A 25980-nucleotide genomic window follows, 5' to 3' on the forward strand; every position below is an offset into this window, starting at 1 on the left:
CTAGTATATGCGGAGCTAGTCCCGCTTTCTTCGCCTCTTCAGGTTTCTGCTAAGGGATACTCAAGGCTTTCTTTAAGCTGATTTATACCTTTGCCGCAACCTATTTAAAATAATGCGTTATAGCTTGATTGCATTTTGGCTGTCAAAACTTGTAGTAACACGTTTACCTAAAACTACGTAGTGAGGATGCATTCCTATAGAACCAAACAATTGAACACGGCAAACGAAATAGCCCTTTTCCTCAAAAAAAGACAACCAATGTAAGTCCTGGGACTTTCCGGAGTCTTCAGGAGGAGCAGAACCAACGTAATTAAAAAGCTCATCACTATCATCCAATAAAATTTTTCTTATTTCTGTGGAGTCAAAATAGTCCAATCCCTTTTCTGCTATAGCATATGAATAAGCAATTTTGGCTACCATATGCTGAATAGCACCTGCGAGATGGCTGTGACGAGTTGCATATTGTTGCTGTTTAGGTGGGTTCTTTGAACTATGAAGATTTATATACTGGAGCGCCATCCTACTTATGCCATCGATGTTCTTTCCTAATAGAAGACCTGGCGGCTCGATCATCACTGAACTAATAATCTGAGGATAGTCTTCTCTGGGGATATCAGTATCAAACACAGCGTTTGTGTCCCCGATGTTTGCTGTAAATGAAAACTTTGGAAGCCTGTGTTTTATGCTAGGCGGCTTTAACTCTAAAAGAACTCTCGGAATCAGTAGTTCTAATTTCAACACTTCCCTTTCCTGTACACCGGTTACTTCCTTACAGGGAATACAAACCGATTTCTTGAATATCAAAGTACCCTTAAGTGCATCAGGAATAATATGCTCATCCGTTAGCTGCTCTGGTGGGTATGGTTTTAAGCAATAAATGCAAATACCAATACCTGGATACTTCTTTTTCTTCATTCTTATTGAGAAAGCCCGGCTCATAAACACTCCTTACCCTGATAACTCTAATTCTTTTTTTCATCACATTACATGATTCTAGGATATAAAGGCCCACCTTCGAAGAACCAGATGAAACACAATATTTATCAATATGTTACATATATATGGGGGTATAAGCCCTCACCATCGGTAAATATAAGTTTTTAAGAGTCACTCTTTACCCCTAAAATCTGCCCGCATGAAATACATTTAATACAGCGGTTTTACAAAATAGACGTATTCTATTTGTTATCAGATACTTAGGGAAAAACAAGGGATAAACCCTACCTATAGTATAAAGAAGCGTTTTTCTTTTGTACCTATACCATAACTAAATTCCTGCTTTAGCTTTGCAGGTACACAGTAGCTAGCACTCGGAAGGTGCTAGTGAGTTCCGATAAGTCCATCATTGAGTCTTCCCCTAGGCTCTTTACAGCGCACAGCAGATGGACACCGTTTACCATGAGTTACGCTTGATTGTTGTACATCCTCTATCCGCATCCGCAGGTTGATCTAGTAGGTACACCGAAAGTAACAGCAGAGGAAGTGATGCACCCTCTGGCTTTGGTAAATGGCTGTGGATGCGGGAAAAGCTAAAGGTGAACATATAGTTGTGGTAACTAAAGATTTAAACTTAAGTGTTAACTGTAGTGTTAATACTTACCTAGAATACTTAATACAAATACTACTTACGATTAACTTCAGTAACACTTAAGTATCCCTTACTGGATAGTACATCCCTGTACCAATCCAGCTAAAGCTCATATTAAGTTTTAACTTCAGTGTCCTCTATGGACGGAGTACCTATCAAGGTACATCCATGTAATACATCAAACCTCAGTCGCACCTAAGCAACACTCCAGCCCTACCTAAGATCATTTTAAGCAGTCCTTAAGTCTCCCTAGAGATCGTCTATCGCTTGATTTACCCCATTAACGATAGCCCTTAAGGACTGCTTAAAGTCATCTTCAGTATGGCTTAACTAGGTGTACAGAATCTCGTACATCAACCTCTTAAATACCCTATCTGTATTAACCCTCTATTTTTTGGAATAGGAAATACCCATGCTTAGAAACAAAGCAACCCGCAGAGAAACACTGCACAACACTAGATGGGAGCTTCGATGCTCTCTAACCGATCAAGGCAAAGTTAACTTTGACATCCTTAAGGAAGCTTACGAAAAGCAACTTGGCAAATCCTTGTCTCAGTCTAAGTTTCTCGATTACTTCTTCGCTGAGTCTGCTCAAGCGATCACTAAGGGCAATAGCTAATGTCCGAGTTACTCCCCTGCCCCTTATGTGGACACCTTCACCCTGAACCTAATCATGGCAGCAAATTTAAGTGTAAAGGCTGTACACATTGGATTGAGTTATCTAAAGACAAGACACAGCTTCGAGATCACACAGCCAGGAAAGCAGCAGAACAAGCTAAAAGTACCGACTGGTGGCTTCAACAAGCGCTAATCAGACAACGTAAATTAGGCCCTGGGACTGACTACGACACCGCTATGGATAGCGTTCGTGGAGATCACAATAAGAATGTACAGAAGATGAAAGATGAACGCAGAGGACACGAACTGTTCCCGCCCGAGTTCCCTACTTCCTCGCCTGAAACCCCTACTCCTCAAACCATAGTCTCTAGGGTTATCTCAACAGATGACACTACAGAAGCCCCCTGGTAATTACTCCAACAAAGGATAAACATGTACTTAAATTTCAATGAAGCTACCTTAGACGATGCTCTATTTGTAGCCCATTACTTGCGCCCTAGTGACCGTGAAGAATGTAACGCACACACAACTGAAGACGCTGAAAGGACACTTCAAAATGCCTTTGAATCCTCACTATCAGGGACAGCAACGGACTTCCCCTAGGTACGCTAGGCGTATGCCCTGCCCCAGGATTAGAACACACAGGCATTCCCTGGCTACTTTGTACATCCGTGGCTGACTCTTTACCGAAAGCCTTTGCAAGATATGCTCAAGAGTATTTGGACATTTGCCATGCACTGTAGGAGATCGACTTGCGCAACAACAACGAGCTGAAGCTTTATTAGAGTTCGCTCAAAGAGCCGAGAGTGCATCTAAGCAAGACTTATCGAAACTACGCGAAGAGATTGCCGACCGCTATTTAAAAAGAAGAGGAGATAGAGATAAAGACACCTTGGCTGTATTCAGTGGACGTATTAGATACAACAGTCCATCTGAGGCCGCTCAAGCTTATCGAGATGGGAAATTATCATATGAGCAGCTACAGATACACACCAACTACTTTAGATTAATAAGCCAGCAAGCAAAACATTATAAACCACCAGCACCAGCCACAAAGTAGCACCCAACCCTCTTGGAGAAATCCTTGAGGGTTTTTTTTCAAATACCAACTACTTTAGCAAATTGCTTACCCAGTGGAGTTGGCCTCAAAAACCCCTTTTTGATATCTACCCTCTTATCCTTATGATTATCTAGCGCAGCTATATATTCTGGCCTGTTTTCTGCCCAGCTATATAGGTCTGAGTTTTGTAATGTAATATCATAGGTGATTGTTATTAGCCCTAGACGATTAAAATTACTAACTATGCTTGGAATTCTTGGGTTTTCAAGTGGTTTACCTGTTTCAATATCATGATAATTTAAAAGATTGGTTACCAATAGACTCCAAGCTTCAGTTTCAGAGTTTACTAGCCTTATTTCTATTGCAGGGGTATTAGAGTCCAATAAGGGCTTCACAAGGTTGGCCTCTTCAGGGCTTAATTGTTTAATGATTTCAACAAATGCCGGGTGAGCTTCTGTTGATACTCTGCTATCCATAGCTGCTTTAAGTAGCTCTAGGTACATTTCCCTGAGCGCATCCTCCTCATGAGCAAATGCCAGCGCTTGAATAGTCGGCCCAGCAATAGAGACTTTGGGTTCTTGCAAATTTCAGGCGGTATATCTTTAGTTTTCTCAGCTACATCTTCAGCAAACTTTTCTGAAAAGTATTTTCTAGCTTTATCAAATCCGTAATTAAAGGCTGCTATGGGGAGTAGACAGTTATTTAACGCCTTTGTGATTGTCAAAGCTGTTTGGCCTAACTCATTGCCAGCCTCTTTAACTTTTGGACTATCCCCCGCTGCTTCGATAAGCGTACCAATCGCTTCGGCAGCTGTTTTCTCATCTTCAAGATCATCGTTAGCCATTATTGCTCACCCTAAGCGTTAAGCCATATTTGTTCAGAATTCGTCAATTTAGGATTTCTAGATATTTAGCTGCTGAGCTTTCCACGCCCAAGTGTAGCTTCGATTCTATTCTGTAACGAGCTTTTGAACTCACTAAGCTTATCTTCTTCCCAAACCACAAAGTTATACTGTCGATTATCGAAATGAACCTCGTGAAGAGCATCTTTTCTTACAGTCCAAATTACGGGAAGTCCCAAGCCTAAGGCAAATCCAGCTTCAAAATAAACACCACCACGCTGACCTGTAAAGTCTGCTACAACAAACTTACTCTTGCGTAGCATGGCAATGATCTCATCATCAATTCGGTTGTTGTGATCGTGTGTATCTATGCGTTTCGCGTCATAACCTGAATCAATAATCGCAGGATATATTGCCTCAGCCCATGCAGGGAGAACCTCATGGCTAAACCACATTGCACAAAATCCGATTTGACTATCAGTATTAGTTTGTTTTAACTCTTCAAGTGCCGCATATCCATTGGGCATGATGCTAGGAGCATCCATAAATTCATATCGGATATACGCCTTTTCTTTAATCAGAAACTTATCAACGAGATATGAAAGTTCGTCTAGATTAATGGACCATGATATCCCGATATATTCGAGGGTAAGGATATCTACAGAAGCCCCTATAACTGTTGTTTCTTTTTCCATTGCTTGCAGAATTTTCATAGCTCTTTCTGCAACGGTAGGCGCCCTCAGAGTCTTAAGCATCTCAACATGTTCTGAAGTTATTAACAGTCCTTGATTCTCTCTAAGCCATCCTGAGATATTAGCCCGCTGCCTGTCTGTTATTCCACCCTGCTCTAACATAGCTCCAGCAGTACCACTGAATACATATTTACCGCATCTTGGACAGGTACAAACTTCGCAATCGTCTATGAAAGCCCCTCGCGCTGGTGAGTTACATATAAAACAAGTTACGTCTTTCATTTGGATGGTCTCAATTAAATAGGTAATTAGTATGCAACCGATTTTTTGAGTTTACCCAATCAAGAGGTTTAGGAAAACTCCTACCTTCAGTGGAGGTAATCGGAGTTCGAATCCAATGGGTACGCCAATCCCTCCTAAATATGTTGCTTGAGAATATTTGATTAGTTTAGTATATGGAAATTGTTCCACACCACTGTTACGCATAGACGCACTTGAGCCCGTCTAAGTTATTGATTATTAAGTAATACCTGAAACTACTCAGGAATCCCTCCTTCTCCGCCAAAATTATTTGGCTAAAATTTAGCTGCAGGAAAGAGTCTTTCGGTAATTTCCGTTGATCAATTTTGAGTGGGCTCAATACACACTTAATCAACTCAGGAAGAACTCCCATGTACACAATTAATGATTCCCTGCATTCTAGCTAAGGGCTTTTTTGCCAACTAGGACGGATTGAAATGAGGTTGTTATTTGTTTCAAGCTGTGGTGAATCAGCCCCATCCCCGATTTAGCAGGTATTTCCGAGTTTATAAGGCATCTCTTACAGGATGCCTTTTTCTTTTGTGGGACTGGACGTTTAAGTCTCGCCCCATATCATGACCCTGTTAGAGTAAAAATATCTTTCCTCTCCAGCCCATCCAAAAGCTGCCTACGTAGTTTAACGTATTAATAAACAACAGCTTAGGTGCGAGCATAGTGCCATAAACTAACGCTTTAACAAGCTTGGCTGATGGTTAGCCTATGCAGTAATCACCTAGCATACAACCCGCCATCGCCCCACGACCATCCATTCAGAACCTGGCGGTTTTGATAAAAGTTTTTTATGTATTTTTAACTCAGTGGAGTCTTTCAAAATGGCGGAACATACTTGCAGTCCCGGTTGTAATCATGGCATCACCCCGGAAAACGAGGGGTTGATCAAAGAAGAGTTTCACGAAGCTCGAAGATCATTTCTGAAAGATGCGTTTGCTGTTGGCAGCAGCACGGCCGCCTTGGGAGCATTGGGAATTACCATGTCGCAAAGTGCGTTTGCACAAAGCCCAAAAGTAGGGGCCGGTGCAGGGCGTGCCAGCCATTATTATGTGCCAGCCAATGATAAAACCGTTCACTGGGGCTTTTTCAGTAAATCCCTCAAGCCATTGATCGAGGTTGAGTCCGGTGACTATGTCACGCTTGAAACCCTCACCCATCATGCCAATGACGACGCCGAGCGTATGGTGCGCGGTGACCCTGGTGCAGAAAGCGTGTTTTACTGGGACAGCAAGCGCAAAGGCGTTGACCGCCGCGGCATTGGTGCGATGAATGCCAAAGTGGGTGCAGGTGGTGGTTTGGGCGTGCATATCTGTACAGGACCTGTTGCCATCAAGGGTGCTGAACCAGGCGATATACTGGAAGTACGTATTGTAGATGTCACCCCAAGAGCCAGTGCCAATCCACTTTACAAAGGCAAGGCGTTTGGCAGTAATGCGGCAGCCTGGTGGGGATTTCATTATGGCGACACGGTGGAAGAACCTAAGAAACGCGAGGTCATCACTATTTATGAAGTCGATGCCACGGGTGAAAGAAACTACGCCAGTGCGGTGTATAACTTTCGCTGGACACCGCAGACCGACCCTTTCGGCGTGGTGCACCCGATCATTGATTATCCTGGTGTACCGGTGGACCACAAAACCATACAGGAAAACCACAATGTGCTTAAAAACGTGCGGGTGCCTATCCGCCCGCACTTTGGCACCATGGGCGTGGCGCCTGCCGAAGCGGATATGGTCAACTCCATTCCGCCCAGTTATACCGGCGGCAATATAGATAACTGGCGCATAGGCAAAGGCGCTACCTTGTACTACCCTGTCTCGGTTAGCGGTGGATTATTCTCTGTAGGCGACCCCCATGCTTCACAGGGCGATTCCGAACTGTGTGGAACCGCGATCGAATGTTCACTCACCGGCACATTCCAGCTGATTTTGCACAAAAAAGCCAGCCTGCCAGGCACCCCTCTGGAAAGCCTGAAGTATCCATTGCTGGAAACGCAGGATGAATGGTTGCTGCATGGCTTTAGCTATCCTAATTATTTGGCAGACTTGGGAGCGGATGCGCAGAACAGTATTTTTGCCAAGTCATCAGTAGATTTGGCTTTGCGTGATGCCTATCGAAAAATGCGTGACTTCCTGATGAGCACGCAGGGATTGACTGAGGATGAGGCCATTTCACTGATATCGATTGCAGTAGATTTCGGGATTACCCAGGTAGTCGATGGCAACTGGGGCGTGCATGCTTTGGTGAAAAAAAGTATTTTCCCGCCACGCAAAACCTGATTGAACTGCTGGTAACTAACAGGGACAAAACACCATCCCAGTTATCTCAGGTGTTTAAATACTAAAAAGCCGGTTGTTTTGCACATGGCTAAATAACCGGCTTCTTGATTCAGAAAATTGAATGTTCACTGCTTTACTTTAACGCACGAATCTCAGGCAAATTTCTCCACCAGCCATAGACATCCATGCCACAGCCAAACACATAACGGTTTGGCACCGTTAAGCCAACTACATCCGCTTGCAGAGGTTTGACACAACCATTATCTTTATCAGCCAGTACGGCAGTCAATACCTGTGTGGCACCTGCTTTCTGGCAATACTGCACGACTTCTGCCAGGGTAATACCTTCATCCAGAATATCATCGAGTACGACCACTGTTTGTGCAGTCATATCAAACTCAGGCTCCTTGGCCCAGACGATTTCGCTGCCTGACGTTCCATGGTAGCGATTGGCTTGCAGGTAATCGAGCCGTGCTGGCAGTTGCAGCCTTTGCATCAGCTGCCCGGCCAGGTAAAGTCCGCCGCGCATCACACACAATAGTAATATTGACTGGCCAGCCAGTTTATCGTGCAATTCTTGCGCTATCTGATCCAGTGCCTTTGTGACATCAGCTACGGTAAAGACGATGTCAGAATGTGCAAGCCAGTAGTCTGGCGACTGGTTATCGGGATCTTGCATGATCAAAAGCTGGTTAGATAGCCAGGGTTTTCAGGTATTCCCTGAAGCTGCCGGAAATTTCATCATGCTGCAATGCCAGTTCAACGTTGGCTTGCATAAAGCCCAGCTTGCTGCCGCAGTCATAACGTTTACCTTTGTAGCGGTAAGCTTTTACTTTTTCAAATTCCATCAAGGCAGCAATACCGTCAGTCAGTTGAATTTCACCACCCTTGCCTGGTTTAACTTTTTCCAGGCATTCAAAAATACGTGGCGATAATACATAACGGCCAACGACTGCCAGGTTAGAAGGCGCCTCTTCCGGTTTTGGTTTTTCAACCATGCCTTTGACCAGTAACAGATCATCAGTTTCTGCAACCGCATCCACTATGCCATAGCTGCTGGTTTCCTCAGGCGCAACGGTTTCAATACCCAGGATAGAACATTGATTTTGCTCATAGACATCAACCATTTGTTTGGTAATCGATACATCACCGCACAGTAAGTCATCGGCTAACAATACGGCAAACGGCTCATCACCCACGACTGGTTTGGCGCATAACACCGCATGACCTAAACCCAACGCTTGTGACTGGCGGATAAATACGCAGCTGACCCCTTTAGGCAAAATGCTATGCACGATATCCAGTAATTTTTGTTTACCTGCAGCTTCCAGCTCAGCTTCGAGCTCGTAAGCTTTGTCAAAGTGATCGGCAATTGAGCGTTTATTACGCCCGGTGATGAAAATCAGCTCGGTGGCGCCCGCTGCAATAGCTTCTTCAGCAGCATATTGAATCAATGGCTTATCAACCACAGGCAACATTTCCTTAGGGCTGGCTTTGGTTGCCGGCAAGAAACGTGTGCCTAATCCGGCAACAGGAAATACTGCTTTTGTAATTTTTTTCATGGTCGTATCCTAAAAAATTTCTAGTTTTAAATAATAAATAATCAGTAAAAGTGATCAATCATCAAAAAAATAATCTGGTATTAAAGCTGTGTCATAGATTTCATTTTTGGAGATTTCATTTTGAGTGACTGCAATTTTAACAAAAGAACACCACCTGCAAGTAACGCTGTAATCGCATTGGCGATGATCACCGGCCAATCGCCAATTAAAAGCCCGTAAACCAGCAATAAAATAACGCCTAACGTGAAAATCGTATACATAGGCAACGATATCCCGCTTAAATCACGCGTGCGCCAGGATTTGATGACTTGCGGCACAAATGCTACCGTAGTGCATATCGCCGCTATCGAGCCAATACAGGTGTTTAGTAAACTCATTTCAAATCATCTACTTCGGCACCAAATGCCTGCAACTTGAGTTTTTTCAGCTGATCACGTAACTGGGCGGCTTTTTCAAACTCCAGGTTTTTGGCTGCATCATGCATGGCTTTTTCTACACGCTTGAGTTCTTTGGCCAGCGTTTTCTCACTCATGTTCTCGTAACTAGCCTGTTCTTGCGCAGCTTTACGTTCACGGTGTGCTTCATCTTTATCGTACACGCCTTCAATCAGGTCTTTAATCCGCTTGGTCACCCCTTTAGGCGTGATGCCATGTTTTGCATTAAACGCTTCCTGGATAGTACGGCGACGGTCAGACTCATCCATCGCCAGTTTCATGCTGCGTGTGATCTTGTTGGCGTAAAAAATCACTTTACCATTCAGGTTACGCGCCGCGCGGCCGGCTGTCTGGATCAACGAGCGTTCAGAGCGCAAGAAGCCTTCCTTATCGGCATCGAGCACCGCTACCAATGAAACTTCGGGGATATCCAGACCTTCACGCAACAGGTTGATACCCACCAGCACATCAAACTCCCCCAGGCGCAAATCACGGATAATTTCTACCCGTTCTACCGTTTCAATATCACTATGGAGGTAGCGCACTTTAACGCCATGCTCGGACAAATAATCGGTAAGGTCTTCTGCCATGCGTTTAGTCAGCGTTGTAGTCAGCACGCGCTCGCCAATCGCTACGCGTTCTTTAATTTCGCCCAACAGGTCATCCACTTGCGTATCGGCGGGTTTAACAATGATTTTAGGGTCTATCAAGCCGGTCGGACGCGCAATCATTTCCACTACTTGCTGCTGATGGTTTTTTTCGTAATCTGCAGGCGTCGCAGATACAAACACGCATTGACGCATAATGCGCTCAAACTCTTCAAACTTGAGCGGGCGGTTATCCATAGCTGAAGGCAAACGCCAGCCGTAATCCACCAGGTTTGCTTTGCGTGATCGGTCACCCAGGTACATCCCGCCGATTTGCGGCACCGTGACGTGGCTTTCATCGATGATCATCAATGCATGCTCCGGCAGATAATCGATCAGTGTCGGCGGCGGGTCGCCAGGTTTACGGCCTGTTAAATGGCGACTGTAGTTCTCAATGCCTTTGCAAAAGCCGATTTCATTGAGCATTTCCAGGTCGAACCGCGTGCGCTGTTCAATCCGCTGCGCTTCAACCAGCTTGTTTTCACTCAGATAGACTTTAACGCGGTCGCGTAATTCGGCTTTGATGGTTTCCATCGCACGCACCGTCGCTTCCCGCGCAGTCACATAATGGCTGGATGGGAAAATACGGAAATTATGGATTTTATTGAATACCTGGCCGGTCAGTGGATCAAACAACTGGATGCTGTCGATTTCGTCATCGAACATGCTGATGCGCACCGCTGTTTCACTGTTTTCAGAGGGAAATACATCCACAATATCGCCACGGACACGGAAGCAACCACGGCCAAAATCAAAATCGTTACGGTCGTATTGCATCGCAATCAAGTGCGCCACAATATCTTTTTGCTCAATCTTCAGGCCCTGATGCACATGCAGCACCATGCCATGGTATTCACCCGGGTCTCCGATACCATAAATGGCTGACACAGTTGCCACGATTACCGCATCTTCACGCTCAAGCAACGCCTTGGTCGCTGCCAAACGTAACTGTTCGATGTGTTCGTTAATACTGGAGTCTTTTTCGATAAACAGGTCGCGTGAGGGCACATACGCTTCCGGCTGGTAATAGTCGTAGTAACTGACGAAATATTCCACCGCATTATTGGGGAAAAACTCTTTGAATTCGCTGTAGAGCTGGGCCGCCAGGGTTTTGTTTGGCGCCATGACGATGGCCGGTTTACCGGTCCGTGCAATCACATTGGCCATGGTGTAAGTTTTACCGGAGCCAGTCACACCGAGCAGGGTTTGAAACTTCAAACCATCTTCAATACCTTTAGTCAGTTTTTCTATGGCCTGAGGCTGATCCCCGGCCGGAGGAAAAGGCTGGTGTAACTCAAACTTGCTACCTGGAAAGGTGACGATCACGAAAACAATCTGATTAAATAAACAATAGTCTCATTTTAACTGCTTTTGGTTCAATGGGCGTGTGATTTACATTTGACAACGCAGCATTTAAGGAGAACTATTGGCTTTGAAAGTAGTCCTCTGTTGGATGTCTGAAAAATCACTCTGGAGATTGGCTTGAAGCTTTTACTATCGGTATTTATTGTAATATTTTCTGCCTCTTCGCATGCTTATAACCAGCAGGCATTGATGGAAGCTTATTTTGGCGTCGTCATGATCCGTGGCTACAACGAGGATGGCGGCATGGCCTACGGTTCAGGCGTGGTGGTCGCTGACCATACTGTGGTGACCAATTGCCATGTGCTGCGCGCCACCAAACAACCATGGGTTTCGCGTGGTGAAGATGCCTATCCGATCACCAGCGTCCGCGCCGATGTATGGCACGACTTGTGCCTGGTGACATCACCGACCCTCCCGCTTAAGCCGGTCGTACGCGGTAATAGCTATGCATTGACACGTGGGCAGGAAATAAGCGCCATCGGCCATTCCAATGGCGTGCCCGCCCCCATCACCTCCATTGGTGAGATTCAAGGTCTTTACGCGACCCCTTCCGGCAATATGATACGCAGCAGCGCTAAATTCCTGATGGGCGCCAGCGGCAGCGGATTATTCGATATGGATGGCAAACTGGTTGGCATCAACACTTTTAAAACCGCGGGTTACGGCCGCAGCATCCATTTTGCTTTACCAGTGGAATGGCTGGACACTTTGGAGAAAATGCCCGCCAGTACCGAGTTCCCCGTGCGTGGCAAAGCCTTATGGGAAGAAGATGAAGATAAAAAACCCTACTACATGCAAGCAGCGGTGCCAGAATCACGCCAGGATTGGGCTAACATGGAGAAAATTAGTGCCATATGGACCCAGAATGAAACCAGCAACGCAGATGCCTGGTTTAGCCTGGGACTGGCTGAACAATCATTGAAACAATTTGATGCAGCAGCCACTGCCTATCAAAAAGCAGTCAGCCTGGATGGCCAGTTTGTAGAAGCGTGGTTCAGGCGTGGTGAAGTCGCACAGCGCTTGGGCGACGACAAAACCGTAAAAGACATTGAATTGCAACTGCAGAAAATTGACCCGTTACTGGTGTCGGTTTACCAGAACTATCTTAGTTGCGAGCAAAACTGCCAGAAACAGTAAGTTAAACGATCTATGAAACACGTTTGATTGCGCCAAAAATCTGTTTAAAACTGGTGTCATTCACTTCCACCGCACGTGGTTTTTGCGTAAAATGTTGCGTTTTTCATTTTTTTGCAGGCACGAAAGTCTAGCCTGCTTGTGCACATACCGATCAACAAGGACGCCATTTTGAGCAAACCTGCCGCCAACGTGCTATCTGCGCGAGTTTTATCCATTAAAGAATCCCCTACTTTGGCGATCACCGCCAAAGCCGCCAAATATAAATCCGAAGGCCGTCCGATTATTGGCTTGGCAGCAGGTGAGCCTGATTTCGATACACCGCAACATATTAAAGATGCAGCCAAAGCAGCCATCGACGCAGGTTACACAAAATACACGCCCGTCAGTGGCATTCCAGCCCTGAAAAAAGCCATCGTTAACAAATTCAAGAATGAAAACGGTTTTGATTATGCCGTGAATGAAGTGATTGTTGGCGTAGGCGGCAAGCAAACCATTTTCAACCTGTGTCTTGCAGTATTGAACCCTGGAGATGAAGTGATCATCCCGGCGCCTTACTGGGTCAGTTATGCCGATATCGCCATGGTGGCTGAGGCCAAACCGGTGATCCTGGAATGTGGTATTGAGCAAGGCTTCAAATTACTGCCTGGCCAGCTGGAAGCAGCGATTAACAGCAAAACCAAACTGGTGATGTTCAATTCGCCTTCTAACCCGACCGGCGCAGTCTACTCTTTGGAAGAATTAAAAGCATTGGGCGAAGTGCTGCTCAAACATCCACATGTATTGATCGCTACCGATGACATGTACGAACACGTCAACCTGACCGGTGATCAATTCCATAACATCCTCAATGCCGCGCCTGGCTTGAAAGACCGCTGTATCGTGCTTAATGGCGTATCCAAAGCGTATTCCATGACCGGCTGGCGTATTGGTTATGCGGCTGGCCCGGCTTACATCATCAAGGCGATGGAAATCCTGCAAAGCCAGTCGACCAGCAACCCGACTTCTATTTCCCAGTATGCTGCTGAAGCCGCCCTGAGTGGCTCACAGGACTGTATCAAACCGATGGTCGCTGCCTTTAAAGAGCGTCATCAATATGTGGTTGACCGATTCAATGCCATGCCGGGCTTAAGCTGTTTAATGGCTGGGGGTGCTTTCTATGCTTTCCCGGATGCGCGTCAGGCGATTGCAAATCTGCATCAGGCTGGCAAAATCAAAGAAACTTCAGACATGGCGCTGGCAGAATACCTACTGGAAGAACACAATGTCGCGGTAGTGCCAGGCTCTGCGTTTGGTGCTGAAGGGTATTTCCGTATCTCGTTTGCTACCAGCATGGATAACCTGCGCGAAGCATTGGACAGAATAGAACAAGCGCTTAAAGTCTAATCCTGCACTCAAAATAAAAAAGCGCCATCAGGCGCTTTTTTATTATTCCAACACTAAGATTATCTAGTCATTCAGAAAATCTTTTAGAGGGCTGTTCGGTAACCCGATATCTGCACTTGCCGTTTGTGTCATCAGGTCTGCCAGTTCCGTAATCGGCATGGCGGCTGGAGACACTACCGCATGATGATCGCCGGAAACCAATACATCATGAATATTCAAAGCATCTGCAGGGCTTGTAGCTTGCAGCGCCTGCTCGGTGATTGAAGTATGCGCGATTGAAACAAAAGCGCTTGCATCTTCTTGCAGCATGGATGCCAGCGGCGGCGTTAAATCAATCGCATCATTCAATTGTAAAGCAGCCAGCACATGTTGAATCACCGCTGGATTCACTGCATGCTCACTGATATCCATGGTATGCGGCGATGCAGACACTTCGTCAGACAATGTGACCGACTGTTGTTCGGCAAATTGAACCATCTCGCCACTCACGGTCTGCATGGCAACCTGTGCGCCAGCCACGGTCACTAACTGATCGCCGGCATGCAATGTATCTCCAGCTTTCAACTGAATATGGTGACCATACTGATCCACAATTTCCGCAGCACCGGTCAGACCAACCACTTTTCCTAAAACTGTACGCATAAGCATCTCCTGTTACCGCTATTATAAACGACCTTGCCCCAATAAAAAATTGACCCGTTTGGGTAACAAAAGTGCGATCTGACCATGCAAACCTCTTGACTTTTATGACTGCCTATCAAGCAAAACCGGCATTTAAACTGCGCATCGAAAAATATGGAGAAATTCGCAAAAAGTGGTTGACCAAGGGGCACGGTCTCAGTAATATAGCGCCTTCAAACGACGTACCGATTCCTCAATAGCTCAGTCGGTAGAGCGCCGGACTGTTAATCCGTAGGTCCCTGGTTCGAGCCCAGGTTGAGGAGCCAAATAGATAAAGGCCTGCAGCGATGCAGGCTTTTTGCTTTTTTTCCGCAAAATATGGTTTTTTCCGCAAAAACTATTTGTCACCCATAATATCCAACTAACTTTAGCTCTGATTGGAATCTAGTTATGGATATTAAAAATGCCCAGGTAATCATCGACGAACTAACGGCAATTTGCATTAAACATAAAGTCGCTTTAATCGGCGGTTCTGTTTCGGACAATATCCATGGCGAGATAAGACTAGTGGCTTCTGATGATTTATCAGTTGATGACATCGACCACCTTTCCAGTGGTGAAACACCTTACAAGGTTCAAGGAATTACAGTGGTGAACGGTATCGCATAGCGAAAAAAAAAGCCACCTTTCGATGGCTAGCAGATTCACTTTTGATCATCTCGGGAGGAAATGATCTTAACAATATATCACAATTCAAATTCCAAGTAATCATCTGGCGGCAGTTTTATCAATTGCCGAGCTTGCTCGTGTGACGCATTTAACCACTTTTGAAAGTCTCCATTCTCTACAATCACAACGGATCGCTTTTCTTTGGCTGGCTCATGAAATTGCTGCATGAACGGATGATCATCAGCATTGACCGTTAACATTGAGAACGAGCGTACAACCTCTCCTGTTTTTGCGTCAATATAGCTTTCCCATATAGAACCTATTGCAGTCGGCTCGTTATCTTGGCGGCTGATTGCTGCCCAGTCTGGTTTTCCGTCTCGATATAAAGGCTCAAAGAATTGTTGAGCAAGCACTAGTCCGAAACGTTGTTCTTTCCAGGCCGGGCTGAATGATGGTTTTTTATCAACTGTTTCACTGCGAGCATTGTAAGTCCACCTACCATAATTTTTCTTGGCTTTAGCCCAGAGCGGTTCTAGACCGAATTTTCCCAATTCACACCTGATAACTCCATTATCTATAAAGATAAATGGCGCCTTATCCATCGGCCAGGTATGGCCTTTCCAATCAGCATCAGGAAGGTCGATATCAAAGTGTTTTTTTACCCAAGGATTGCTACTTCTTTTTATTGGTTGGTAATTGCTGCACATAGTGTCCTACATCTTTCAAAACTGATTATTGTTACAATAAAAACCTTTTTCAGTAACTCAGAAAATCATGACTAATCGCTCAATAGCATTAATAGATTGCAACAACTTTTATGTATCTTGCGAGCGGGTTTTTAACCCAAAATTGCATGGAAAGCCGGTTGTCGTTTTATCTAATAACGATGGCTGTGCGGTTGCCAGATCAAACGAATCAAAGGCGCTAGGTATACCTATGGGCGCGCCCTGGTTCAAATACAAAGAGCTTGCTAAGCAACATGGCATTATTGCGTTTTCCTCAAATTACGCGCTGTATGCAGATATGTCAAACCGCGTAATGTCACTACTAAGGCAATTCTCGCCAGTTCAAGAAATTTACAGCATTGACGAAAGCTTTCTCGATCTAACTGGCTTTGAGCGGCGTGACCTGGTGCAATATGGTCAGAAAATGCGAAACATGATACTTCTGGGGACCGGGCTACCTGTTTGCGTGGGGATTGCATCAACTAAGACACTCGCAAAGCTGGCCAATCATTGCGCAAAGAAACGGCCGGAATTTGATGGTGTGTGCAACTTCAATAGTATGCCGGTTCAAGTATTGGAGAGTTTGCTGATGAGTATTGATGTTGGTGAGGTCTGGGGTGTCGGTAGGAAACTAGCGCCAAAGTTGAATGACCTTGGCATAAAGTCTGTGTTTGACTTAAAACGTGCAGACCCATCCCGATTACGCCGACACTTTAGCGTGGTGATGGAAAAGACTATCCGTGAATTAAATGGCACAGTTTGCATCGAGATTGAGGAAGTGGCGCCGCCAAAGCAACAGATTGTCAGCTCGCGTAGCTTTGGCATGCCTGTAACAACGCTGGAAGAGTTGGCGCAATCAATATCCCTGTACATCAGCCGAGCCGCCGAAAAGTTACGAAATCAACAGTCATATGCCGGATCACTTACTGTTTTCATACACACAAGTCGTTTCAGGGAGAATGACCCACAATACAGCAACAGCAAAACAATTGCCCTATCCTCTCATACAAATAGCACAACTAGGCTGGCCAGCATTGCTATGTGGGCGTTAGAGCAGATTTATCTGCCTGGCTTTAATTATTCAAAATCGGGCGTAATGCTTGGCGAGATTGTGCCTGCAGCGGGTGTACAGGAGGATATGTTTAGTCATAGTAGGTCTACAACCAAAAGTGACCGATTAATGCAGGCCATGGATGCTGTCAATAAAAAAATGGGAAAAGGTAAATTGATTGTAGGCAGCCAGGGATATGGTCAGCCGTGGGCGATGAAACAACAGCAGAAAAGTCCAAGTTATACTACCAACTGGGAAGAATTACTCAAAATTGATTAACTTTACGACTTAAAGTATTGACTAATTAGAATTTATTTAAATTTTTTTATAAAAATAAAAACAAATAAAATCAATCAGTTGGGTACTGTCAAGTCAAATATATCTATATATTGATTTATATTGACTTGAAGAGCCAAAGAAATTGTATGAATATAGCGCCAACAACAAAAGGAGAAAGGAATGAGAAGACGATCAGATTGCTATATGGAGTCCGCTTATAGCAATCGAAAAAATGGAAACTCGTGACACCATCCGCCAAGATACCATCACGAGTTAGGACTTACAAATCCGACTATTATGGCCGGAAGGTCATAATAGTCAAAAACTACCTTTTTGGGAATAACCCAAGGAAAAATATATGACCGATACTAAACGTTACCGAGATGCAGGAACTGGACAATTTTTAACTGACCAGAAGGCTAAGCAGATGCCAAAGGATAGAGTTGTACGAGAAACTATCCCAGCGCCAAAGTCATCACCAAGTAAGAAGAAATAAACAACAAAGGGGCGAAAGCCCCTTTTTAACGTCCGCAAACACAAATTCTGCCCTTATAAATATTAAGCATGTCGACCAATCTGTCATGATCGATTGCGTTTAGATTACATGTTTCAAAATTGTCGGCCGCGTTACTAAGTACTTGTTCTACGGTTGCGACGATTTCTGTGCCTGGATCCTGTTTTCTTTTTTCACCACTTTCCCCTGCAGAGGTTTCAACGGTCGAGACTTCTGCAACAGGCTTTGATCTATGTGAATCGGGATTTGCGCCGATGGCATCGTTCCACAACTTGAGAGAGTCATTGCTAAAACAAACAGACTTATCGTTTTGTTCATGTATTTTTTCCTTAATGGTTCGGTAGACAATGCGCACCGTTTCTTTCTCTTTTACTGCCTGGTCGACAATAGGGTCAGCTTTCTCCTGAAGTGTACGAGCCGTTTTAATTGCCTTGGAAATACTACGGGCTAGGGTTGCGTCTTTTTTCCAGCCGTGCGCCACCCAACCAGTTAAAAAAAAGGCCACACAGAGTGCGGCCGTTGCGATTAATTTCGTTTGCCAGGTATAGGGCGGGAAAAGTTTAGCAATCATCAATATTCCTTATCCACTGGCCATACCGGCAGCGGAACTGTTTTGTTGGCCAGCTCATGAGAACAATCACTTAAAAATTGAATATGGCCATCATTAACAAATGAGTGGCACTGCCGACAGTGGAAGTCTTGAGTCTCATCGGGATGCTCCTTGTAATATGTACACCAACACCCCTCGTTCGCACGGTCTGGTACAAAGTGTCCTGTTTTGACAAACACACTGGGCGTGAAGGTTGGTTTTTCGGGATTACCGTTATAACCCCATCGCGGTCCGCTGCCGGGACCAACACTGATAGTGTGAGATTCATTACAACCAGGACACCAAAAACTAACCTGGCCACCTTCGAACTCTTTAATTACTGGAGTGCTAGACATTTACGCATCCTTTCCTGCTGGCGAGTCCAGACGCCTGCACAAACTTTATTACCAGGTGTCGAGCAGTCAAATTTCCACTTTCGTCGCCCCTTCTGATCCTGGTACTCAATCCAGCCGGCTGTCACTACATTGCTTGTTAAAAATCGATACTCCTGCATGGCATAACACGCGGCAGAGTAATCCAATGCAAGCAGCTCTTTACGCATGCCAGAGGTTTGCCAGGCACCAGTGCCATACTGATAAACCCAGTCCATATAAATGTCGTATTCACCCTGCTGGAGAGCGACACCTGGGAGGCTATCTCTGAAAATCACCTCTTCTTTTGAGATATGCGCCTGGGCAGTTATCAGTGCGCGCACCGGAGTAATGACGTCGCCCATATTTACCGGTCGCCCATCAGCATGATATGTGCTGCCAAAGCCAACGGTCGGGCGATCATTCTTGGTCGGGACCATTGCTTTATCGCTGTAGCCCTCACTAGTTACCAGCCCGACAAGAGCAGCTGCAGAAAGCGACAGTGCTGCGACTAAAGTACGATATTTTGTCATTTAGGCTGCCTGCCCATCTTGCGGATTTTTCATTGCTTCAAGTGCCGGCGGCGCCGTGTGATAACTAACCTGGTTAACCGCCGCACGATCCACAGCTATGGTGCGGGTCTTAATCTCCAATATCTCGGCATTGGTTCTTTCAACGTGCAGCTTGTGCTCGATCTCTTTCATCCGGTGCTCACGCCATTTCATCCAGAAACCAGATAAAGAAATAAAAATACCCAGGATAACGCCCCAGTTACTTAAACTAATGCCGGCAATCAAGCTGGCGATGCCAGAAAGAAAGCTTACGATTGCCCCGCCATACATCATTGCAGATTCTGTTTTCTTCAAGATTGCTGGATCCATCAAAACTTCCCTCATTTCCACCCCCGGCTAATAGACATAAAAAAACCGCCCGGAGGCGGCTGGAACTTGTTATTGAAATTTATAATTCAGGGTACATAGGCATCAATGCTACGGCTTCAGGTCCAGTCAACATAGGTTTTATGCCGGCTAAGACTTCAGCTTTGTATTCGTCAGCCTCAACCCATACAGAAGCCTCCCAGGTTGCGAAAACCTGCGCCAGAGATTGATAGTGATTTTCGAATCCTACATAGAGCATTAAAGCGTTGCCACCACTAAAACCTAAATCGCGCGCTTTTAAATCAATTGCCTCCTGCAACGCTTGGCGAACTAACTCAGCTCTCTGCTCATTACTTAAATCAGGAGTCAAATCTGGCAGCTCCTCTTCGATTTTTTTAACTTTTCCGTCTAACCCGATTTTCGCTACTGTAGCCATTTTTAGAACTCCCAAACTGGTGTGATTGTGCCTGCAGGTGAATCGAACATATCGGTACCATTTACCATTGTTATTCGAACCCCTTGAAGGGCGCCGGACAACGTAATTGAACCTGAAGAAGCATCCCCTGTTGCCGGAGATCCACCATCATCAGAGCCAATACTACCCGCACTCACCCAAACGTTTCCACCAGCATTCTCTATACTTAAAATACCCCTGATTCTGAAATTAACATTGGGAGAGGTGTTTACAGTTACGCTGAATCCTACTGATATAAAATTTTCAGCCGACCTTCTCCATACAGTTGAGCGGTAACCTGCATTAACTGGAGACCCTGCAACAATTGCCTGAGCAATAATAAAACTTGAACCATTTGTAGAGATTTCGTTGAAAAGAAATCTCACACGTTTTGCGCCGGACGGAATTGCAAAGTCAAACGCAGATGCGCCGTTTGCAATAGCTGGGGTGCCAATTTTGAATAGCCCCTTAACCCAGCTTGATGAAACCACGCTACTATCGTTTGAAGTAAAGCCAGAATCATTTAATGCAGTTTTGATATTGAATATTGAAACCCTAACATTCCCGTCCCCATCTTTTATAAATATCAAAATGTCGCCAGCTGCACAGGTGTAGTCTTCACCCCCTTGCACGATGAGAGTCGCTGAGTTTTTCAACTTGGGAGTACTTACAGCGCGTGCAGTAATGACAGCCCCTTGTGGCATCGTGACATTTACAATATCGACAGCACCCGTAAGTTTTATTTGATTGCTACCGGCTGCAGTTAAATCCAAAGTAGTCGCGCTGGCAACTATTGCTTCATTTGCGAACGACTGCAGCCCTGTGAATTTGTTTGTAAACAGTGAAGCTAACCCACCAGCACTTGACGGAATAATGCTGATACTCCAATCCGTAAAAGTACCTGCGCCATTGGGTGTTACACCATCAAATACAAAATCACCGGTTACAGGATCATATGTTTTAGTGATGCCATCGATGTATTTTGTTGGATCGGTTTTATATGCCACCCTTGCAGGTGTGCCAGGGACGAAACTTCTACCAGGGCTTATTTCAAGTGTTTTTTCACCTACTGTTATTGCCATTGATGAAGATGAGGTAGCAGTAAAAGCGCCCGTGACAGCATTGCGCATCAAGTTGCTTACTTCAATAATGGCCGGCCCTAGCTTGGTGCGCATCCACTTATAGAGATCATAGGCTTTCTGATGAAAAACCTTATTGCCCTCTGAAATTTCCGGCTGTGGCGGGATGGGGAGTAGTTCGTCGGTAGCGCTCATTCTGGTTCCTTAAAACAGACTTTCAATTTTCAAACGGCATAAGCCTTCAACTGCACTTGGCAAGTTATTTGGCGCGCCCTGGATCACGCCGTATAGGGTCATAGTTTCATAACTACTATTCCCGATTACCAAGGTTGGCAATCCAGCTCTTTGCCGGACAAGGTTGTTCAATAGATCAAATTTAGATTCCTCAAAATAAAACTCAAATTCCCCGACAATTACGGTCGGTCCCTTCTCGAAAAGAAATATCCCAGGTGTCAACTCATCTTTAAGTGAGTAGTCCTTTTGATCAATTGAGCTTTCCCTGGTAACAGAATTAAATTGATAACCGTAGCAAGGGACAACCGCGCCAATACCTACCTGACCAGCGCCAGTAATAGTGACTTTGAATTTTGCGTTGTAATAAGGTGGGATATTTTCAAAAACCACAAAGCTGGTGCTCAAGAAAGGTGTAAATAACCAATCATAAAAGCTGCCGAAACTTGAGTAACTGATCAGGTCCACCGTTTGGCTGCTAATTGGTGTGCCATCCTCATCAGATATTTCAAATAACAATGCCTCACCAGTAAGGCCAAATAAGGGGAATGTATTGACCTGCCCCATTCCTCCCAGGGTGAAACTGATCAAGCCATCCGCCAGCGTTTGGGTGTTGATGTAGTCATCAAACATCTTGTAACCATTAGTGGCACCAACAAATGACCAATACACCGGATTATTGATATCCGCTTCTTCCAGCGGATTGTGGCCGACGTTACCAGCCAGTACAGATCGATATACCTTATGAATATCAACCTCACTGATCATCACGTAATCGCCTAAACCATAAGTCTCTGCAATGCTCCATTCCGGATAATCAAATTCTCCCACGCTGTTGGCAAGGATATTTGCATCAGCAATGGTTGATGGGATGCCGATCGTTAATAAACTTGTCATGATGTTGTTTTAATCCCTACTACGCGAATTCGCTCTAACGCTTCTGTCGTGCCGCGCTGTGTAATTAATGCTGATTTATTGATATCTCTCAGGTCTTTTAACAATGCCACCAGATCGGAGACATCTTGCCCGTTTAGCGTCGATTGCCCTTCCGCATTACTTCCGAAAAACTTACTTACGCCGGCATAATCATTTGCCATCTGGGCGCCATAGTTATTCGCTACCCCTTTATAAAATCTGTAATCCGCCAGGTTGGTGAATTGGTTCATTTCACGGGCGTTGTCGATGATCTTGTCTTTGGCTGAGGTGAAAGCCGCCACCAAGGTGGGGAATGCAAGCGCGAGATCGATGCTAGCCTCATCTGCCGCGTTAAAGTTCTGCTGGATGGCCTGACCTATGGCAGCAAGATCAGCGGCTGTTTTCGGTACTTGCAAACCATATTCATTGAACAGGTCATATAAGGCCTGAGAGTCTTTGGCGGCCTGCTCTGCCGGACTTAGCAAGTCATATATAGATGCGTTAACACCGGAAATCACCTGGTCCCAAGCTGTTTGCACACTGCCAACGCTAGTGCGAAGCTTGAATAGTTCGGCAAACTGTTCTTGAGCAGCAGCAGTATCTTTAGGCAATCCCTTAAGGAAGGCATCAAACGCTTTGAGATCGCCACTAATAGATGCATTACCACCCAAGGCAGTGATTTGAGAATTGAGAGCGTCGCGCTGTTTGATCATCTGCTCACTCGTGGTGAGCGATGCATTGGCTGTAGCGACCAGGGAGTTTGCGAAGTTGGCTAATTGCACTCCGGCCAGACCAGATGCTTTAGAAACCTTGCCTGCTTGATCAGCGGTCAGATTGTATTGTTTAGCCAGCGCATCTTGCGCATTCCCGATATTAATTGAGGCGGTGAGAATTGCCTGGATTGACTCTTTATCACCCAGGCCATCGAACAATGCACGAATGCCTTCAGGCAGGTTAGATGATGTGACTAGGCCGGTAATACCCTGGGTGAGTATTTTCTCAATCAATGCAGTCATGGCTTCTTGAGAGCTGCCAAATGCCGTATCACCAGAACTGAAATTAACTGATCCACCACCTCCGTTGGCACCGAAATAACCCCAGGCGCGTGTCTTTTTACCAGAGCGCTGGAACATATCAATGCCAGTATTGATGTTTCCACCTATGCCATAAGCATTAAATAAACCACTAACTACTTCAGAGTAATTTTTTAATACACTAGCAAGCGAATCATTACCACCCAGTGCGCGGCCATAACCGGCAATCCCAGATTGATTGGTGGATGAAAACTGACCGTCAGAATAGACACCACTTACACCAGTGCTGTATTTTTTGGTGGATACTTTGCCGCCAAACAAACTGCCGATAGCCCCACCAATAGCAGCACCGATTGGCCCGCCAAAGTATGTGCCGATACCCGTAAGTACGGCGCCGGCAATATTGCCCTGACTAAGCATATAGGCAGCGCCCAGGTAACCCATGCCGTCCGCAATCTGAGTGCTATATTTGCCAAGCAATCCACCAAACTGATCAATGATCCCGCCATCACCGCTCGACAAGAATGCACCTAGTTTTTCAATCGAATTGGTTATCCCGATATTTGAGTTTTTAAGAGATTCGGTAACCTTCTCAAAGACAGATGTACCACCCACGCCATTCTGACCCGCTACACTATTCACTGCGGCATTCGCCACGGATCCGGAGACAGTTGCTTCGATGCTGATCAGGAATTTCTTGATAGTCATCTGATACAGCAAGTCATAAACAGATGCCTTGAGCGATTTACCCACGGCTTTGGCGGCATCATCACCACTGTTTGCAAACACGGTCCACACCAGGCGCGATGCCTGCTCCATACTGCCAAACATTTCGGCAGTTTCAGCTTTGGATTTGTTGATCGCTTCAGACTTACCTACAGAATCACGCAGAATCCCGAGGGCTTCAATTTGGCGCTCGATAAGCTCGATCTCGTTTTCGCGGTCAACCTGTGTCTGCAGGTAGGCTTTTTGCGTTTCCAGCATGCCGATCTGTTCATCGTACCTGGCCATATTGAGCGCATCGATCTGCTCTTTGGTCATGGTCAGCTGCTGGATCTCATCAAGCTTTGCCTGGGCTTGCTCTTCAAGCGCCCGGGTCTCATCCTGCATTGTGGTGTATTGCTCAGCACGCGCCTGGGTAGCGCTTTCTAGGACAGTGAGATATTCCTTTTCGCTCTCCAGGCGCAGTGCTGCCATTTCACTATTCTGGATTTCTGCTTCCCAGGTCGCAATCAGGCTTTGGACATATTTGTATTGCCCGGCATCTAATGTAAGCAGGCCGTCAGCGCGCTTGGCATTGATGTCCAGGAGCATTTTTTCAGCTTCACTGAGTGACCCTGTGACAGAGTATTCGGCACGCTTAGCTTCTATCTGTTTTTCGATGCTGTTTGTAAGCGTGTCATAGGCTTTTTGGGCAGCAGCTGCAGCTGATTCTTTTGCTTTGGCATCAGCAGCATCTTTTGCATCCTGGCCAGAGACATAACCCACGGATGGCTTACCGGATCCGGAGCCAGCCACGGATGGACTGGCATATGTATTTGGGCGGCTTGCCATCCGGGCACGCAGCGCTTGCTCATATTCATCACGCGGCCGGCTGGCTGTTTCACTCCATGCCTGATTGGCCTCTTTAAGTACGCGCGCACGGAATGCTTCAGCTTCTGCCAGGGACTTTTGTGGATCGCCTGTTAAATAGGCGGCAGGATTAAGCGACTTAAATCGAGCCGTATGGACAGCCAGATCTGCGTAGACAACCTGGAAGCTTTTACCAATGGAGTAAATTTCATTTTTGAGATTGACCAGGGTGTCATAGGCAGGGGAAATGGTGAGAGCCAGGTTATCAGCCCAATTTGAAACATTCTGATCCTTCGCCAGATTATTGCCATGAGTCTGGATATCCAGGAAGGCGCCAGCCATATCATTTAATGCTGGCAACACGTCAATCGTCAGCTGCTGTACATATTCATCAAACCGCTGCTTTTGACCATTGAGGCTATCTTGCAATGAGGCTGCATTTGCAGCTGCTTCAGCGCTCACAGCACTGAATTTGTCGACATTCTCAGCCAGGTCATTCAGGAAAGGCAGTTGCTCGGCGCCAGATTTGCCCAGTACATCATTGGCTAAAGCAGTTTTGCTTGCATCATCACGATAGGTCTGTAACTTTTTGGAGGCTTCGATATACAGCTCGGCCGCGTCCCTGACATTGCCATTGCTATCGCGCACCTCAATGCCAAGTGCTTTTAAAGCCGCATTTGCTTTATTCGACGGGTCATCAAGACCAGCCACACCTTTTGCCAGCTTAGTAATGCCTGGCTCAATTTGCGCAGCAAAGTCGACACCAAAAGCAGTGGCAGTTTTCTGGATTTTGGAAAGCAGCTCAACACTGGCACCGGTTTTTTGCGCCGCATCGTCAAGTTGAGCCAAGGCATCAACCTGCTTATTGATGGAAGCATAAACAGAGTTTATAGATAGGTATGCGGCGCCAATACCGACAACTCGATTAATATATGAGCTGACGGATTTTTCCATTTTGCTCATTGCATCTTGCGTATTTTTAGCAAAACGCAAGGTTTGCTGGTCGCTCTTGTCGATTCCTTTGGAGAATGACGCATACTCAAGGGAAAGCGCTACAACCAGGTTACCTAGTGCCGACAT

Annotated in this window: 24 protein-coding genes and 1 tRNA gene; 7 read left to right on the forward strand and 18 right to left on the reverse strand. The window is 45.7% G+C overall.

Annotated elements, in window-relative coordinates; genetic code table 11:
- Positions 1–117: 117 nt before the first annotated feature.
- A complete protein-coding gene (locus ASG24_RS01250) occupies positions 118–939 on the reverse strand; it encodes an HNH endonuclease (protein ID WP_055866944.1) in 822 nt (273 codons plus the stop codon).
- A gap of 1061 nt (positions 940–2000) precedes the next feature.
- Between ASG24_RS01250 and ASG24_RS14930 the strand changes: the two genes are divergently transcribed.
- Positions 2001–2207: a DUF3924 family protein gene (locus ASG24_RS14930; protein ID WP_055866947.1), complete on the forward strand. Its 207-nt coding sequence runs from the start codon at positions 2001–2003 to the stop codon at positions 2205–2207.
- A gap of 1097 nt (positions 2208–3304) precedes the next feature.
- Here ASG24_RS14930 and ASG24_RS01265 read toward each other — a convergent pair.
- The 3 genes from ASG24_RS01265 to ASG24_RS01275 all read right to left on the reverse strand — a co-directional run bounded on the left by ASG24_RS01265 (position 3305) and on the right by ASG24_RS01275 (position 4961).
- Positions 3305–3850 carry a DUF4393 domain-containing protein gene (locus tag ASG24_RS01265; RefSeq protein WP_082487948.1) on the reverse strand — a complete coding sequence of 182 codons (546 nt, stop codon included), beginning with the start codon at positions 3848–3850 and terminating at the stop codon, positions 3305–3307.
- Complete coding sequence (locus tag ASG24_RS14705; protein WP_055866955.1) at positions 3760–4110, reverse strand: hypothetical protein; 351 nt, start codon at positions 4108–4110, stop codon at positions 3760–3762. Before ASG24_RS14705 ends, ASG24_RS01265 begins: the two co-directional genes overlap by 91 nt.
- A gap of 65 nt (positions 4111–4175) precedes the next feature.
- Positions 4176–4961 carry a hypothetical protein gene (locus ASG24_RS01275; protein WP_055866957.1) on the reverse strand — a complete coding sequence of 262 codons (786 nt, stop codon included), beginning with the start codon at positions 4959–4961 and terminating at the stop codon, positions 4176–4178.
- A 971-nt stretch (positions 4962–5932) separates the two neighbouring features.
- On the opposite strand from ASG24_RS01275, the gene ASG24_RS01285 reads away from it, so the two are divergent.
- Positions 5933–7390 (forward strand): acetamidase/formamidase family protein, encoded by a 1458-nt coding sequence (locus ASG24_RS01285; RefSeq protein WP_055866963.1) that lies wholly within the window; start codon positions 5933–5935, stop codon positions 7388–7390.
- 133 nt (positions 7391–7523) lie between these two features.
- On the opposite strand, the gene ASG24_RS01290 is transcribed toward ASG24_RS01285, so the two are convergent.
- From ASG24_RS01290 to uvrB, 4 genes are all read right to left on the reverse strand, one after another.
- The gene (locus ASG24_RS01290; protein WP_055866965.1) at positions 7524–8069 is read right to left on the reverse strand and encodes a hypoxanthine-guanine phosphoribosyltransferase; all 546 of its coding nucleotides are present in this window, start codon (positions 8067–8069) and stop codon (positions 7524–7526) included.
- A 13-nt stretch (positions 8070–8082) separates the two neighbouring features.
- Positions 8083–8952 (reverse strand): UTP--glucose-1-phosphate uridylyltransferase GalU, encoded by an 870-nt coding sequence (galU, locus tag ASG24_RS01295; protein WP_055825536.1) that lies wholly within the window; start codon positions 8950–8952, stop codon positions 8083–8085.
- A gap of 80 nt (positions 8953–9032) precedes the next feature.
- Positions 9033–9329 carry a SemiSWEET transporter gene (locus ASG24_RS01300; RefSeq protein WP_055866967.1) on the reverse strand — a complete coding sequence of 99 codons (297 nt, stop codon included), beginning with the start codon at positions 9327–9329 and terminating at the stop codon, positions 9033–9035.
- Positions 9326–11359, reverse strand: coding sequence for an excinuclease ABC subunit UvrB (gene uvrB, locus ASG24_RS01305; RefSeq protein ID WP_055825542.1), 2034 nt, complete (start codon positions 11357–11359; stop codon positions 9326–9328). Before uvrB ends, ASG24_RS01300 begins: the two co-directional genes overlap by 4 nt.
- 156 nt (positions 11360–11515) lie before the next feature.
- On the opposite strand from uvrB, the gene ASG24_RS01310 reads away from it, so the two are divergent.
- Positions 11516–12535, forward strand: a complete 1020-nt coding sequence (locus ASG24_RS01310; RefSeq protein ID WP_055866970.1) for a trypsin-like peptidase domain-containing protein — start codon at positions 11516–11518, stop codon at positions 12533–12535.
- Positions 12536–12703: 168 nt separating this feature from the next.
- Positions 12704–13918 (forward strand): pyridoxal phosphate-dependent aminotransferase, encoded by a 1215-nt coding sequence (locus ASG24_RS01315; protein WP_055868365.1) that lies wholly within the window; start codon positions 12704–12706, stop codon positions 13916–13918.
- Positions 13919–13981: 63 nt separating this feature from the next.
- On the opposite strand, the gene ASG24_RS01320 is transcribed toward ASG24_RS01315, so the two are convergent.
- Positions 13982–14560: a hypothetical protein gene (locus ASG24_RS01320; RefSeq protein ID WP_055866971.1), complete on the reverse strand. Its 579-nt coding sequence runs from the start codon at positions 14558–14560 to the stop codon at positions 13982–13984.
- Positions 14561–14789: 229 nt separating this feature from the next.
- Here ASG24_RS01320 and ASG24_RS01325 point away from each other — a divergent pair.
- Positions 14790–14865, forward strand: a tRNA-Asn gene (locus ASG24_RS01325).
- Positions 14866–14989: 124 nt separating this feature from the next.
- Positions 14990–15208: a hypothetical protein gene (locus tag ASG24_RS01330; RefSeq protein WP_055866976.1), complete on the forward strand. Its 219-nt coding sequence runs from the start codon at positions 14990–14992 to the stop codon at positions 15206–15208.
- Between the two features lie 77 nt (positions 15209–15285).
- On the opposite strand, the gene ASG24_RS01335 is transcribed toward ASG24_RS01330, so the two are convergent.
- The gene (locus ASG24_RS01335) at positions 15286–15915 is read right to left on the reverse strand and encodes an SOS response-associated peptidase family protein (RefSeq protein WP_055866979.1); all 630 of its coding nucleotides are present in this window, start codon (positions 15913–15915) and stop codon (positions 15286–15288) included.
- 67 nt (positions 15916–15982) lie between these two features.
- On the opposite strand from ASG24_RS01335, the gene ASG24_RS01340 reads away from it, so the two are divergent.
- On the forward strand, positions 15983–17263 hold the full coding sequence (locus ASG24_RS01340) for a Y-family DNA polymerase (protein ID WP_055866981.1): 1281 nt from the start codon (positions 15983–15985) through the stop codon (positions 17261–17263).
- A gap of 521 nt (positions 17264–17784) precedes the next feature.
- Here ASG24_RS01340 and ASG24_RS01345 read toward each other — a convergent pair.
- The 8 genes from ASG24_RS01345 to ASG24_RS01375 all read right to left on the reverse strand — a co-directional run bounded on the left by ASG24_RS01345 (position 17785) and on the right by ASG24_RS01375 (position 25980).
- Positions 17785–18348 carry a hypothetical protein gene (locus ASG24_RS01345; RefSeq protein ID WP_055866983.1) on the reverse strand — a complete coding sequence of 188 codons (564 nt, stop codon included), beginning with the start codon at positions 18346–18348 and terminating at the stop codon, positions 17785–17787.
- Positions 18348–18722, reverse strand: a complete 375-nt coding sequence (locus ASG24_RS14300) for a DUF6527 family protein (protein ID WP_082487949.1) — start codon at positions 18720–18722, stop codon at positions 18348–18350. Before ASG24_RS14300 ends, ASG24_RS01345 begins: the two co-directional genes overlap by 1 nt.
- On the reverse strand, positions 18704–19270 hold the full coding sequence (locus tag ASG24_RS01350) for a hypothetical protein (RefSeq protein WP_055866987.1): 567 nt from the start codon (positions 19268–19270) through the stop codon (positions 18704–18706). Before ASG24_RS01350 ends, ASG24_RS14300 begins: the two co-directional genes overlap by 19 nt.
- Positions 19271–19618, reverse strand: coding sequence for a hypothetical protein (locus ASG24_RS01355; RefSeq protein WP_055866990.1), 348 nt, complete (start codon positions 19616–19618; stop codon positions 19271–19273).
- A 79-nt stretch (positions 19619–19697) separates the two neighbouring features.
- On the reverse strand, positions 19698–20051 hold the full coding sequence (locus tag ASG24_RS01360; protein ID WP_055866993.1) for a hypothetical protein: 354 nt from the start codon (positions 20049–20051) through the stop codon (positions 19698–19700).
- 2 nt (positions 20052–20053) lie between these two features.
- Positions 20054–21343: a hypothetical protein gene (locus ASG24_RS01365; protein ID WP_055866996.1), complete on the reverse strand. Its 1290-nt coding sequence runs from the start codon at positions 21341–21343 to the stop codon at positions 20054–20056.
- A 9-nt stretch (positions 21344–21352) separates the two neighbouring features.
- A complete protein-coding gene (locus ASG24_RS01370) occupies positions 21353–22276 on the reverse strand; it encodes a hypothetical protein (protein ID WP_055867000.1) in 924 nt (307 codons plus the stop codon).
- Positions 22273–25980, reverse strand: coding sequence for a hypothetical protein (locus ASG24_RS01375; protein WP_055867004.1), 3708 nt, complete (start codon positions 25978–25980; stop codon positions 22273–22275). Before ASG24_RS01375 ends, ASG24_RS01370 begins: the two co-directional genes overlap by 4 nt.

The sequence above is a fragment of the Methylophilus sp. Leaf414 genome, assembly GCF_001425425.1.
In the GTDB taxonomy this organism is placed as follows: domain Bacteria; phylum Pseudomonadota; class Gammaproteobacteria; order Burkholderiales; family Methylophilaceae; genus Methylophilus.

Excerpts from the sequence above, each read along its gene's own strand:
- ASG24_RS01320 (WP_055866971.1), bottom strand. The coding sequence starts at position 14,560 with ATGCGTACAGTTTTAGGAAAAGTGGTTGGTCTGACCGGTGCTGCGGAA.
- ASG24_RS01355 (WP_055866990.1), bottom strand. The coding sequence starts at position 19,618 with ATGGATCCAGCAATCTTGAAGAAAACAGAATCTGCAATGATGTATGGC.
- ASG24_RS01290 (WP_055866965.1), bottom strand. The coding sequence starts at position 8,069 with ATGCAAGATCCCGATAACCAGTCGCCAGACTACTGGCTTGCACATTCT.
- ASG24_RS01370 (WP_055867000.1), bottom strand. The coding sequence starts at position 22,276 with ATGACAAGTTTATTAACGATCGGCATCCCATCAACCATTGCTGATGCA.
- ASG24_RS01365 (WP_055866996.1), bottom strand. The coding sequence starts at position 21,343 with ATGAGCGCTACCGACGAACTACTCCCCATCCCGCCACAGCCGGAAATT.
- ASG24_RS01300 (WP_055866967.1), bottom strand. The coding sequence starts at position 9,329 with ATGAGTTTACTAAACACCTGTATTGGCTCGATAGCGGCGATATGCACT.
- ASG24_RS01275 (WP_055866957.1), bottom strand. The coding sequence starts at position 4,961 with ATGTTAGAGCAGGGTGGAATAACAGACAGGCAGCGGGCTAATATCTCA.
- ASG24_RS01330 (WP_055866976.1), top strand. The coding sequence starts at position 14,990 with ATGGATATTAAAAATGCCCAGGTAATCATCGACGAACTAACGGCAATT.
- ASG24_RS14705 (WP_055866955.1), bottom strand. The coding sequence starts at position 4,110 with ATGGCTAACGATGATCTTGAAGATGAGAAAACAGCTGCCGAAGCGATT.
- ASG24_RS01285 (WP_055866963.1), top strand. The coding sequence starts at position 5,933 with ATGGCGGAACATACTTGCAGTCCCGGTTGTAATCATGGCATCACCCCG.
- ASG24_RS14930 (WP_055866947.1), top strand. The coding sequence starts at position 2,001 with ATGCTTAGAAACAAAGCAACCCGCAGAGAAACACTGCACAACACTAGA.
- ASG24_RS14300 (WP_082487949.1), bottom strand. The coding sequence starts at position 18,722 with ATGTCTAGCACTCCAGTAATTAAAGAGTTCGAAGGTGGCCAGGTTAGT.
- ASG24_RS01335 (WP_055866979.1), bottom strand. The coding sequence starts at position 15,915 with ATGTGCAGCAATTACCAACCAATAAAAAGAAGTAGCAATCCTTGGGTA.
- ASG24_RS01350 (WP_055866987.1), bottom strand. The coding sequence starts at position 19,270 with ATGACAAAATATCGTACTTTAGTCGCAGCACTGTCGCTTTCTGCAGCT.
- ASG24_RS01345 (WP_055866983.1), bottom strand. The coding sequence starts at position 18,348 with ATGATTGCTAAACTTTTCCCGCCCTATACCTGGCAAACGAAATTAATC.
- galU (WP_055825536.1), bottom strand. The coding sequence starts at position 8,952 with ATGAAAAAAATTACAAAAGCAGTATTTCCTGTTGCCGGATTAGGCACA.
- ASG24_RS01340 (WP_055866981.1), top strand. The coding sequence starts at position 15,983 with ATGACTAATCGCTCAATAGCATTAATAGATTGCAACAACTTTTATGTA.
- ASG24_RS01360 (WP_055866993.1), bottom strand. The coding sequence starts at position 20,051 with ATGGCTACAGTAGCGAAAATCGGGTTAGACGGAAAAGTTAAAAAAATC.
- ASG24_RS01375 (WP_055867004.1), bottom strand. The coding sequence starts at position 25,980 with ATGTCGGCACTAGGTAACCTGGTTGTAGCGCTTTCCCTTGAGTATGCG.
- ASG24_RS01250 (WP_055866944.1), bottom strand. The coding sequence starts at position 939 with ATGAGCCGGGCTTTCTCAATAAGAATGAAGAAAAAGAAGTATCCAGGT.